The organism is Rheinheimera sp. (assembly GCF_037442525.1).
GTDB lineage: Bacteria > Pseudomonadota > Gammaproteobacteria > Enterobacterales > Alteromonadaceae > Pararheinheimera.
This window is the reverse complement of the sequence record NZ_JBBIQD010000009.1, coordinates 151,755-163,699: the sequence shown is the minus strand read 5'-3', so window position 1 is coordinate 163,699 and position 11,945 is coordinate 151,755. Positions and strand designations below refer to the sequence as shown.

9 protein-coding genes and 1 riboswitch are annotated in these 11,945 nt (G+C 52.2%); of the genes, 1 reads left to right on the top strand and 8 read right to left on the bottom strand.

Annotated features, from left to right (window positions below):
* The 3 genes from WKJ03_RS13840 to WKJ03_RS13830 form a co-directional block, all read right to left on the bottom strand.
* Window positions 1-1,845: proton-conducting transporter membrane subunit (locus WKJ03_RS13840; protein WP_337842810.1), on the bottom strand; the 1,845-nt coding region annotated here is incomplete at its 3' end.
* 216 nt (window positions 1,846-2,061) lie between these two features.
* Entirely contained in the window at window positions 2,062-3,648 is a 1,587-nt protein-coding gene (nhaB, locus tag WKJ03_RS13835) for a sodium/proton antiporter NhaB (protein WP_337842809.1), read from the bottom strand.
* A gap of 237 nt (window positions 3,649-3,885) precedes the next feature.
* On the bottom strand, window positions 3,886-5,946 hold the full coding sequence (locus WKJ03_RS13830) for a S9 family peptidase (RefSeq protein ID WP_337842808.1): 2,061 nt from the start codon (window positions 5,944-5,946) through the stop codon (window positions 3,886-3,888).
* A gap of 255 nt (window positions 5,947-6,201) precedes the next feature.
* On the opposite strand from WKJ03_RS13830, the gene WKJ03_RS13825 reads away from it, so the two are divergent.
* Window positions 6,202-6,384, top strand: a complete 183-nt coding sequence (locus tag WKJ03_RS13825) for a helix-turn-helix domain-containing protein (RefSeq protein ID WP_337842807.1) — start codon at window positions 6,202-6,204, stop codon at window positions 6,382-6,384.
* Here WKJ03_RS13825 and WKJ03_RS13820 read toward each other — a convergent pair.
* From WKJ03_RS13820 to mgtE, 5 genes are all read right to left on the bottom strand, one after another.
* Window positions 6,370-7,263: a phosphotransferase gene (locus WKJ03_RS13820; RefSeq protein ID WP_337842806.1), complete on the bottom strand. Its 894-nt coding sequence runs from the start codon at window positions 7,261-7,263 to the stop codon at window positions 6,370-6,372. The two genes, WKJ03_RS13825 and WKJ03_RS13820, sit on opposite strands and share 15 nt — an antisense overlap.
* Window positions 7,224-7,841: a nicotinamide riboside transporter PnuC gene (pnuC, locus tag WKJ03_RS13815; protein ID WP_337842805.1), complete on the bottom strand. Its 618-nt coding sequence runs from the start codon at window positions 7,839-7,841 to the stop codon at window positions 7,224-7,226. The genes WKJ03_RS13820 and pnuC overlap by 40 nt, the downstream gene beginning before the upstream one ends.
* On the bottom strand, window positions 7,838-8,086 hold the full coding sequence (locus WKJ03_RS13810) for a hypothetical protein (protein WP_337842804.1): 249 nt from the start codon (window positions 8,084-8,086) through the stop codon (window positions 7,838-7,840). Before WKJ03_RS13810 ends, pnuC begins: the two co-directional genes overlap by 4 nt.
* 10 nt (window positions 8,087-8,096) lie before the next feature.
* The gene (locus WKJ03_RS13805) at window positions 8,097-10,172 is read right to left on the bottom strand and encodes a TonB-dependent receptor (RefSeq protein WP_337842803.1); all 2,076 of its coding nucleotides are present in this window, start codon (window positions 10,170-10,172) and stop codon (window positions 8,097-8,099) included.
* Between the two features lie 53 nt (window positions 10,173-10,225).
* Window positions 10,226-10,322, bottom strand: a riboswitch (TPP riboswitch).
* Window positions 10,323-10,403: 81 nt separating this feature from the next.
* Window positions 10,404-11,753 carry a magnesium transporter gene (gene mgtE / locus WKJ03_RS13800; protein WP_337842802.1) on the bottom strand — a complete coding sequence of 450 codons (1,350 nt, stop codon included), beginning with the start codon at window positions 11,751-11,753 and terminating at the stop codon, window positions 10,404-10,406.
* Window positions 11,754-11,945 lie beyond the last annotated feature (192 nt).

Genomic DNA, 11,945 nt, shown 5'->3' with positions numbered 1-11,945 from the left:
GGCAGCCACGGCAGCCACCAAAACCGCAATAAACATCAGCGGATCCGCTGGCAGCTCTGGCTTCAGTCCTTTAAATTGCCCCATTTGCTGTAATGGCAACAGCAGCATCAGCACCATCAGCATCAATAACCAACTCAGATAGGTCTGCAGTTCACCATTTTCAATGCGTTGATGCAGGCGCTGTGCCTTGCTCACCCACTGACGGAACCATTGATCAAATAAGGTTAACGCATTCAGGCTGGGAATTTCAGCCTGAAAACGAAACAGATGCTTCCGGTTGGCATAGAGACAAATCCCCAGCACCAGCGCCACCATACTCATCAGCAGGGGCAAGTTAAAACCGTGCCAAATGGACAAACTGTAGTGTGGCAAAGGCCCGGCCAGGGCTGCCACTGAGGCAACAGCCAATAAATCACCCACCACATAGTGCGGTACCACCCCAACCAGGATGCAGAGGGCTACCAGAACCTCCACTGGCACCCTCATGTAACGGGGAGGCTCGTGGGGCGTTTTAGGCAAACCTCTGGGTTGACCATTAAAAAACACGTCATGAATAAAACGCGCCGAATAAGCGACAGATAAAATAGCCGCCACTGTGGCCAACACAGGGATCAGCCAGGACAAGGCACCAAGCACGTCCTGGTGCAGGGTCTCAGCAAAAAACATTTCTTTGGACAGGAAACCGTTCAGCAGCGGTACTCCAGCCATCGAAGCCGACGCCACCATCGCCAGTGTGGCGGTCACAGGCATAAACTGCCAGAGCCCGTTCAGTTTACGCATGTCCCGCGAACCGGATTCGTGATCAATAATACCGGCCGCCATAAACAACGACGCTTTGAAGATGGCGTGGTTCATAATATGGAAAATAGCGGCCACAGTCGCCAGATCAGTATCCAGCCCCAACAACAGGGTAATAAGCCCCAAATGTGAAATGGTGGAATAAGCCAATAGGCCTTTTAAATCATGTTGGAACAAGGCCAGGTAAGCACCGACCAACAAAGTGGTCAGCCCGGTCAGGGTCACCAGCAAAAACCATAAGTCCGACCCCGCCAACAGCGGGTATAAACGCGCCAGCAGGAAGATACCGGCTTTCACCATAGTGGCTGAATGCAGATAAGCACTGACAGGTGTGGGTGCTGCCATCGCATTGGGCAGCCAGAAATGAAACGGAAACTGTGCAGATTTCGTAAAAGCCCCAAGCAGTATAAGCACCAGTATTAACGGATACCAGTTGCTTTGCTGCAGTTGTGCCGCTTTACCCAGCACCACATCCAGTTGGTAGCTGCCTAACACCTGTCCGAGCAATAACACCCCAGCCAGCAGTGCCAGCCCACCAAAGCCGGTAATGGCCAACGCCATCCGCGCCCCCAGGCGGGCGTCGGCTCTGTGCCACCAGTAACTAATCAGCAGAAATGAGCTGATGCTGGTGAGCTCCCAGAACACCCACAGCTGGATCAGGTTATTGGACAGGACCACCCCAAGCATGGCCGCCATAAACAACAACAAAAAGGCATAAAAACGTGGCATGGAGTCTTTTTCAGCCAGGTAATAGCGGGCATACAAAATCACCAACAGTCCCATACCGAGGATGAGCAGCACAAAGAGCAAAGACAGACCGTCCAGCCGCAGGCTGATCAGCAATCCCAAAGCTTGCGCCCATGGCAGATGAAGCAACAAGGTATCACCGGCAAACACCGCTGGGGCCAGCTGCAACACCAACGCTAATGCAGCAAACGGAAGTACAGCCGTAGCCATAGCGCAGGAGCTGCGGGACCAATGGCGGCAGAACACAGGGACCAGCACCCCAAGCAAGGGGAGCAAGACCAGCAACAGCAGTTCAATCATCGATTTGCGTCCTTATGGAGGCCTGAATGCACTGATGGATCCAGGAAAACGACCAAAGCAGCGCGCAACGAGGCGGGCTGAAATCAATCAGTCCAGTATGATCATAAATTTCAGAATGTTATACCTGCCAGCCTGCAGCCTGTCCAGCCAAACCGGACTGCTGCGCCATGAAGCGGGACAAAAGCAGGAGGCAACGACGGTTGCCTCCTTCAGGATTTAATGGCCGGATGCCGGACTGACGACGGCGGCAGGATCAAAGTGATGGATCCAGCCATTGGCATACATCCACTGGGTCACTTCAGGCAATACCAGCACTGTTGTTGCCAGGCCAACCAGGGTCAGCACCAGCGTATAAGGCAACGCCATCCAGACCATTTTCATATAGGACAGCCGAATAAGCGGGGCCAAAGCGCTGGTCAGCAGGAACAGAAATGCTGCCTGACCATTTGGGGTCGCAACACTTGGCAGGTTGGTACCTGAGTTAATCGCAATCGCCAGCAATTCAAACTGCTCACGGCTGATCTGGCCAGACTGCCATGCTGCCTTCACTTCATTGATATACACTGTCCCAACGAATACGTTGTCACTGACCATCGACAAGGCACCATTGGCCAGGAATAGCATGGCCAGTTGATTCTGACCGTCAAAGGTCAGAACCCAGTCAATCACAGGTTTAAACAGGTGCTGGTCAATAATGACCGCCACCACGGCAAAAAACACCACCAGCAGCGAGGTGAAAGGCAAAGCTTCCTGAAAGGCTTTCCCCAATTGATGCTCGTCGGTAACACCACAAAAGGTTGTCGCCAGAATAATCACCATCAGACCTATCAGACCCACAGAAGCCAGATGCAGGCTCAGGCAAAGGATCAGGATCACGGCAATCAGCCCCTGCACCCACAGTTTGCTGATGTCCGAACTGGTCATACGTTCGGTCTGGTAGTTGTCATAAGCAATAAGGACATCCTGCACCGGCTGCGGCAAACGCACACCAAAATCAAACCAGCGCATTTTCTCCAGCACAAAACAGGTGACTAAACCAGCCAGTAAAACGGGCACACTGATAGATGCCATACGCAACGCAAACTCAGCGAAATCCCAGCCCACGGCTTCGGCAATAATCAGGTTTTGCGGCTCGCCGACCATGGTCGACACACCACCCAAGGCAGTCCCTACACCGGCATGCATCAGCAGGTTGCGTAAAAAGCCACGAAACGCATCCAGATCCGCCCGCGACAGTTCATGCACTTCGTTGTCTTCGTTGTGGTTGTGCGGGTCCTGGAATTTCTTGCCAGACGAAATTTTGTGGTAGATGGCATAAAATCCGATGCCCACCGCAATAATCACCGCCACCACGGTCAGCGCGTCGAGGAAAGCTGACAAAAAGGCCGCCATACAGACAAAGGCCAACGATAAGGTTGTTTTCGAGCGCACCCGGATCAGTAATTTAGTAAACACAAACAACAGCAGGTCTTTCACAAAGTGAATACCGGCGACCATAAACACCAGTAATAAAATCACTTCAATATTGACCGACACTTCATGCATCACTTTGTGGGTGCTGGTCATACCCATAGCCACAGCCTGCAGCGTCAGCAAGCCACCAGGCTGCAAGGGGTAACATTTCAGCGCCATGGCCAGTGTAAAAATAAACTCGACAACCAAAGCCCAACCAGCCAGGTATGGGTTCTGAATAAAGAGTATCGGGTTGATCAGTAAAAAAACGATGATGGTGAGTTTGTACCAGTTAGGAGCCTGACCTAAAAAGTTGTTATACAAGGCCAGGGACATGCCGGATGCTTTCATAAGCGTTACCTGAATTATGGTTATTATGTGACTGCACTAAAAACCATAGCTGATAATTCTGTCCACTTCATGACAGAACAAAAAATTCAGCTAAGTCATATTGTTATACAGAGCAGTAAAAACTTTGTCTACCAGCACAGGCAGGGAATTGAGGTCAATTTGCGGCTGTTTAAGCCCAAGGGGGAAAAATGGCAAAAAAACCGCAGCCCGGCACAGGCTGCGGTTTCATCATCACCACTAAGAACCTGGCTGGTTCAGCAAAGATAAAATGAAAGCGTATTCCTGCGCTGTTTCATGCAAGCGGGCAAAACGTCCGGATTTTCCACCATGGCCAGCTTCCATATTGATCTTAAATAACAAAGGGTTGTTATCTGTTTTCAGGGTACGTAACTTGGCAACCCACTTGGCCGGTTCAAAATACTGAACCTGGGAATCATGCAACCCCGTGGTGACCAGCATGGCCGGATAGGCTTGTTTTTTCAGCTGATCATAAGGGGAATAGGACAGCATATAGTCGTAATAGGCTTGTTGCTTCGGGTTGCCCCATTCATCAAATTCATTGGTGGTCAGCGGGATTGATTCATCCAGCATAGTGGTCACGACATCGACAAAAGGCACATGTGCCACCAGACCTCGGTATTTCTCTGGTGCCATATTGGCCACCGCCCCCATCAGCAAACCACCAGCGCTGCCCCCCATACCAAAGACTTTATCTTTGGCCGCATACTTTTCTGCAACCAGATAATCGGTCACCGCAATATAATCAGTAAAGGTATTGATTTTATTCAGCAACTTACCCTGCTCATACCAATGCCGTCCCATTTCCTGGCCACCACGGATATGGGCAATGGCATAGACAAAACCCCGGTCCACCAGCGACAACACTGTCGAACGGAAATAGGGGTCCATCGAGTTGCCATAAGAGCCGTAGGCGTATTGGTACAAAGGTGCAGTGCCATCACGCTTAAAGTCCTTTTTGTACAACAAGGATACCGGAATTTTGCTGCCATCTTTAGCCAGAGCCCAGACTCTGTCCGTCTTGTAGTGCGATTTGTCGAAACCACCCAACACTTCCTGCTGTTTCAGCAGCACCCGCTCACCGGTCTTCATATTCACTTTGTACACGCTGTTGGGTGTGGTCAGTGAACTGTAGTTATACCGCAGCCAATGGGTGTTTTGTTCCGGGTTGATCTCAAAATCTGCCACATAAGAGGCTTCATCGGACGCCACATAAGTGGCTTTGCTCAGGTCTTTCCAGGGCAAAACCCGGATCCGGCTTAAACCCTCACTGCGCTCGTTAATGGCCAGGTACTGATCAAACAGCTGAAAGCTTTCGATAAAAATGCCATCGTCATGTGCCAATAATGACTGCCACTTGGTGCGGTCGCCAATGTCTTTATCCGCCACAGTCATCAGACGGTAGTTCGGCGCCTGCCAGTCGGTGCGGATCACCCAACGTCCGGCCTGATGATCAGCGTCGTATTTGAAGTCACGCTGACGTGGTGCCAGCAGCTGGAATTTTCCGTCCGGGGTGGCCGCAGGCAACACCCGGAATTCATTCGAGACTGTACTTTCCAGACCGATCACCACATAAGCGTTATCGCTGCTGGTTCCGACCCCCATATAAAAACTGTTGTCTTTTTCTTCATACACCACAGGGTTTTTGCTGGCGTCCGTCCCCAGCTGATGCTTTTTCACCTTGGTGCTCAGCAAAGTCACAGGGTCGTTTTCGATATAAAACACCGTTTTATTGTCGGCAGCCCAGGCAATAGATGCCGACAAACCAGGGATCTGGTCCGGTAAGTCTTTGCCTGTTGTCAAATCGCGGAATTTCAGGTTGTACTGGCGACGGCCATTTAAGTCTTCCATATAGGCGAGCGTCCGCTGATCCGGGCTGACCTCCCAGTTACCTATCTGATAAAAGTCTTTGCCCTCAGCCAGTTTATTTACATCCAGCAGGATTTGTTCTACACCACCGGCTTTTGGCTTACGTGCATAAATCGGGTACTGCTGACCGGTTTCAAAACGGGTGTAATAGGTGTAATCCCCTTTGTCATAAGGCACAGAGCTGTCATCTTGTTTGATACGGCCGACAATTTCTTTATCCAGCTGATCCACCAGAGTTTTCTGATTGGCTGTCATTTGCTGAAAATACTGATTTTCAGCATTCAGGTACGCCAGCATCTCCGGGTTTTGCCGGCTGTCATCACGCAGCCAGTAGTAAGGGTCTGAGCGTTTGCCATACGGGGAGTCAACCTCATAGGCTTTGGTTTGAGCTTGTGGTGCTTGTGCGGCCATAGCTGTTCCTGAAAATAAACATGCCAACACAAGGCTGACTAAAGGTGGGTTGCGCATACGAAGGTCCTGACAGAAGGATGATCACAAAAATCTAACACAGGCTTCACCAGGCGCCACACATAAAATTGTAACGAAATCTGAGTGATCCGGTTGTCTGCTCTGTGAAAACACAGTAAAACTGTGATCACGCCTCTGAGCGTTCTGTGTAAAACAGACATACAATGATTCTTGGTTAATAGGGCAGGAAACAAAACAATGGCAACAATGACCGTAGCACAAGTCGCTGAGTTTCTCGGTATTCAGGATATCCGGGTCGAGCGGCTGGCGCGTGAAAACTTACTGGTCCCCTGTGATAAGGACGGTGAAGGCAAACCGCTGTTTGAAGAAGACGACGTTAAACGCTACAAAATTCTGGCAGAGCGCTTAGGCGGTTTGTGACAGCAACTGCAACAACTGCCACCTGGTGGTTGTTGCAGCCTCTTGATGGCGCGGGTCCTGGTTCTGCTGCTGTTCCGCCAGATACCATAACCAGGCAAAACCCAAAGTCAGTTGTTTGACTAACTGATACTTCTTGCCACCAACCCTGCCTGCCTGCCAGCCGCGTAATTGGCAATACAACCCCAGCAATTGCTGCTCTTGCTGCATATTTAACGCAAAGTTCCAACTCAGGCTGGCCAAATCAAAACAAACATCGGCCAGCTGACAATATTCGAAATCAATCAACCAGACCCTGTCCTCTGCCAACAACAGATTGGCCTGATTCAAATCCATATGGCATAACCCTGTATCCGCTGGGAAAAACTGCAACTGCCGAGCCACGTCAAGCAACTGCTGATACAACATCTGGTCCGCAGCACAAAGTTTGACAGCCAGTTGCTGCTTTAACTGGTGCAAATAGAGCCATGGGTCGAGCTGCGGGGTTTGCACACTGAGTTGATGCAAAGTCACCAGCCGCGAAACACTTTGAGTGAGGTGCTGCTGCAGCCAATGCAGCTCAAGGTGGCAGGCCTCGGCTAAGAACTCGCAAACCAACATACGCTGATGGTTATTCAGACACAAAGGCGCTGGTGCCAGTCCGGCTGCTGCCGCAGCATGCTGGCAGCGCAGTTCCTGCTGGCGACGGACAGGTCGCACAGAGTCTGCATAGTGCCGCACCGCATACACACCTTTGTCAGTCTGCACTTGAAAGGTTTGGGTTAATTGACCAAAGGTCAGTTGCTGCAAGCGCACGGGCTGGTGCTCTGCAAAAAACTCCAGGCGCTGGCACAAAGCCCAAATCAGGCCAGCTGCTGTTGTTGCCGGTAACTCTGTCGCCATAAGAAAAACCCAGCCAATGCAATCAGGGTGTAGAGTACAAAAAGTGCAGTCGTGAAATACAGGTGTTTTTCGATATAGACGTAAATACACACCGCATCAATGACCAGCCAATACAACCAGTTTGACACCACTTTTCGGGCCACCAGAAAGGTGGCCATCACGCTGAAGGTGGTCGTTTGCGCATCCACCCAGGCAAAATCTGCCTGAGTATAGCGGCTCATCAGGTAGCCCAACACTACACCTGCACTGGCCGTCAGGCCAATCAGCCTGGCATGCACTGACCAGCTCCACTCCGTCATGCCTCTGGGCTGGCCTGGCTGCTGTTGCAGCCGTCGCCAGTGATACCAGCCGTACAGCGCCATACCGGCATAATAAATCTGCAGCAACGCATCGGACAGCAGTGCCGAATGCCACATAATATGGCTGTACAGCAAAGTGCTAAGCAGTGCTGCCGGCCAGCACCATAAGCTCTGTTTCAGAGCCAGCAGCACATAGGCCAGGGCAGACAGCACCGCCAGCAGTTCCAGCTGGGTCATCAGCGCCATATCGGCAAACAGCTGCTGCCAGAGTGCGGTCATGGCCGCAGATCACCGTGCAGGAACTTCACCACAAACACCACTTTGCCATAACGTTCAAAGGACCAGCGGATCCCTTCTGATAGTGCCGCCATCACCTGGTCATAGTCACCAAACACCTGAGTGCTCAGGGTATTGGTGATCAGATGCAGTTCCGGCTTTTGGTTCAGCAACTCAATAAAGCCTTTAATCGGCTCAATGTAGTTTTCGGTCAGTGGGTACTTACTGATTTCAATGGATAACTTCATCTGTTTCTCCTCAGAACTGATAACGGGCGCTTAAACCTATACGGCGCGGTTCTCCCAGTTGTTCATAGCTATGTTCGGTGTAGCCGTCACGCGGATCATTGCCAAAATAGAAGCCACGTACCCCATAGTCCTCATCCAGCGCGTTGCGGCACCACAGGGCAAACTGCCATTGTTCCAGCTGGTATTGCAGCCGCAGGTTCAGCAGATGCATCTGCTCTGAACGGGCATCATGGCTGTCGGAGTAATAAAACGCCGCTTTGCTTTGCACTGCCAGATTCAGGCTCCAGTCGGCGGCCAGTTGCCACTCAGACCCCAGTTGATACTGATAGCCAGGTGCGTGCGCCTGATCACGACCGGTTTTATCCAGCCCTGCTTCGGTAACAAAACCACGGATTTCACTCTTTAATAACCCGAGCGTACCGTACAAGGTCCAGTCTGGCCGGGCCTGATAGCGGCTTTCCAGCTCCAGACCATAATTGCGGCCAGAGGCCGCATTGTCGATAAAGCCGATAAACATCTGGTCACGCGTGACCCAACTGTTGACCTGCATATCGTCGCGCCACATGGCAAAAAGCGCGACCCGGCTCACCAGAGTCTGCTCAGCGTTACTGGCTTTGACACCAAACTCGGTATTCAGCAAGGTTTCCGGGGCAAAGCTGGCGCGTTCACGTAAATAGTCAGCCAGGGCTGCAGAACCGGTCGCATCGGCTTTGCCTAAGGCTTCACCGTTCACCCCACCCGCTTTGTAACCTTGCGACACCAGGCCATACAGGCTGGCTCTGTCGCTCAGCTGGTAACTCAGGCTGGCCTTGCCGCCAAACATCCAGTCGTCGTCCTGCCGCGTGACGCCTTTGCTGTCACTGTACTGGTCCTGATAACGCTCGGCGCGACCTCCTAAGGTCAGCTCCAAGTCCGAAGCCAGAGCCAGGCTCAGCTCACCAAACAACGCACTGTTTTTGCGCTCAAAATGACTGGAAAACTGCGCTGGCGCCCAGACATCCCAATCCCAGAACTGCCGCTCTAAATCAGCACGCTGCTGACTGTGGTACCAACCGGCCACCCACTGATGATCGCCTGAGCTGACCAGCCGCTGTTCCGCACTCCAGAGTGAACGCTCACGTAAATAGCGATCTGTAGTGCTGTAGCCATCCGGGTGAATACCCTCATAACTCCAGTCTTCATCAAAACCATAGTCGGTGTCAGCCGAAATATAACTCAGTTGGCTGTGCAGGCGGCCCACCCTCAGACCTGTGTAATCGGCACTGAGCATCGAGCCTTTGCTGCGCTGCTGATCCTGTCCGGGTTGGTCTGACAAAGTGGTGCGGTTGCGGTCCAGCGAAAAGGCATCGTAGCCGTTGTTCAAATCACGGATATGGTTCACCCAATCCAGCGTCAGCTGTTCTGTCGCCAGATAACGAAACGCCAGTTTGGCGGTGGTTTCGTCAATATTGTTGGTATCGTCGCGCTGCAGGTAGGTATTGTTGATAAAGCCGTCCGACTGCTGGTGGTCCACAGCCAGCCGGAAAGCCAGCCTGTCAGTCAGACCCTGACCATAAGCGGCACTGAGTTGCAGGCTGTCATAATTGGCGATGGTCGCCGCCAGTTCGCCACTCGGTTCGAAATCAGCCCGGCGGGATTGCAGATTCAGCATACCGGCCATGGCATTGGCACCAAAACGGGTTGCCTCAGGACCGCGGAACACTTCCACCTGCTCCAGATCAAACAGCGAACTGCCCCCCAAAACGGAGTAATCCATGCCGTCAATCAGCACACCTACCGACGGGTTAATGCTGTCAACAAACTCGCTGCGTTCGCCGACCCCCCGGACCTGCAAAAAACGGCCACGGGACGCACCGGCGGAAAAATTCAGATTGGCGGCCTGCTGCAACAAATCGTCCAGATGCTGGGCATTCTGGCGCTGTATTTCTGCATCGGTAAAAACGGCAATACTGCCTGGGATTTTGTTGAGTGGCTGGCTGCGAAAGTCGCCTTTCACTTCGATGGTTTCAACCACGCTGTCGTCGGCCTGAACAAAAACACAGCTGACTGCGCTTAACGCAATGAATAGATGGGATAATCTACGCATTTGTGACTTACTCCAGTGAAATCAGAAAAACGTAGGATCACCAGAGCAAAAGGAAATGAGGTTCGCACCATCCCTCCGCCGGTATGATCCGGATCAGGTTCTAAGGGTTCGCCTGTTGGCGTCTCAGCTTTCGCACCCCTTGGTTCGCCGCGCACTATAACGGCTTTTTTCTGACCGGACAATCCGGATGGTTAAAACTTTTTGACTATGAACGGAAGTGGAGCCAGCACTTTATAGCGCCAGCTCAAGATACCAACTGGCAATCGAGAAATAAATCACCACGCCGGCGACATCGGCAATAGAAGTGATCAAAGGACCGCTGGCCGTGGCCGGGTCCATACCAAACCGGCTGAGTAAAAACGGCAACGACAACCCAATTAGGCTGCCAATCAGCACCACCAGCAGCATGGTCGAAGCCACCACCACACTGATGTCGGCTCCACCACGCCAGAAACCAAGGCCAGAGACGGCAATCGCCATGGTCAGGCCCAACAACCCGGCAATCAGCACTTCTTTGCCCAGCATTTTGCCCCAGTCCCGCAGCTTCACATCCCCAGTCGCCAAAGCCCGCACCATCAGTGTGCCTGACTGGGCACCGGCATTGCCACTGCTGGCAATCAGCAACGGCAGGAAGAACAGCAGCGCTATGTGCTGGGAAATCACCTGCTCAAACAGCGCAAGGCCTGCCCCGGAAAAAATATTGCCAAACACCAGCACCACCAGCCACACCACCCGCTTGCGGTACAACAGGCTTATTTTGGCTTCTTTGACACTGCCTTCAAGTTTGCCGATAGTCGCTGTTTTGTGAAAATCTTCGGTCGCCTCCGCCGCGGCAACATCCATCGCATCGTCGTGCGTGACAATGCCAACCAACTGGCCTTGCTGGTTCACCACCGGAATCGCCAATAAGTCGTAACGGGCGATCAGTGTGGCCACCTCTTCTTGCAAACTGTCCACCCGCACCTGGATAGGATCGTGTTTCATGACCTCATCAATCAGCGCCGAGGTCGGCGCCAGGATCAACTCCCGTAACGACAAAGCGCCAATCAGTTTGCGCTTTTCATCGACCACATAAGACAAGTAAATGGTTTCTTTGTCTGGCGCTTCGTGACGCAGCACGTCAATGGCTTCACTGACGGTCAGGTGCGGTGACAACATGGCGTAGTCAGAACTCATAATGGCGCCAGCTGTGCCCTCTGAATAGGACGACAGGCTCAGAATATCGTCGCGCTCAGCCTGAGCCAGCGCAGGCAACAGGGCTTGTTTCTGCTCATCAGAGAATTTATTAAACAAATCCGCCCGTTCATCCGACGACATCTGCCGGATCAGGGGGGTAAAACGGGCGCGGCTGACACTGTGAGCCAGCTCCACCTGCTGTTCCAGTGGTAAATACACAAAAATTTCAGCTTGCCGGGCCAAAGAGCACAGGTTCAGCAGTTGCCACTGATGAGCCGGAGAAAACTCAGCCAGGGCGGCCGCTAAATCGGCCGGGTGAATATCGGCCAGCTTATCGGTCAAACCGGCATAGTCGCCGCTTTCCAGCGCCGCCCGTAACAAATGGATCAATACCAGTAGTTCCATAATTACCTCAGACTAGGGGTTGTCGTGAGGCCAGGAACCAGTCACTACAACCAGATAAATAATTGTTGAGTTGAATTCAGGCCAGGCCTGTGACTGGGCACGTCCATAAAACGGACTCTCCTTCAGGGGTTATGGGTTAACTCATTGCTGAGTCGATGAAAAACGCGCATTATTTTACGCTTTAACGCACTG

Coding starts and splice junctions, on each gene's coding strand:
- WKJ03_RS13830 (WP_337842808.1), bottom strand. CDS start 5,946: ATGGCCGCACAAGCACCACAAGCTCAAACCAAAGCCTATGAGGTTGAC.
- nhaB (WP_337842809.1), bottom strand. CDS start 3,648: ATGAAAGCATCCGGCATGTCCCTGGCCTTGTATAACAACTTTTTAGGT.
- WKJ03_RS13825 (WP_337842807.1), top strand. CDS start 6,202: ATGGCAACAATGACCGTAGCACAAGTCGCTGAGTTTCTCGGTATTCAG.
- WKJ03_RS13810 (WP_337842804.1), bottom strand. CDS start 8,086: ATGAAGTTATCCATTGAAATCAGTAAGTACCCACTGACCGAAAACTAC.
- WKJ03_RS13805 (WP_337842803.1), bottom strand. CDS start 10,172: ATGCGTAGATTATCCCATCTATTCATTGCGTTAAGCGCAGTCAGCTGT.
- pnuC (WP_337842805.1), bottom strand. CDS start 7,841: ATGACCGCACTCTGGCAGCAGCTGTTTGCCGATATGGCGCTGATGACC.
- WKJ03_RS13820 (WP_337842806.1), bottom strand. CDS start 7,263: ATGGCGACAGAGTTACCGGCAACAACAGCAGCTGGCCTGATTTGGGCT.
- mgtE (WP_337842802.1), bottom strand. CDS start 11,753: ATGGAACTACTGGTATTGATCCATTTGTTACGGGCGGCGCTGGAAAGC.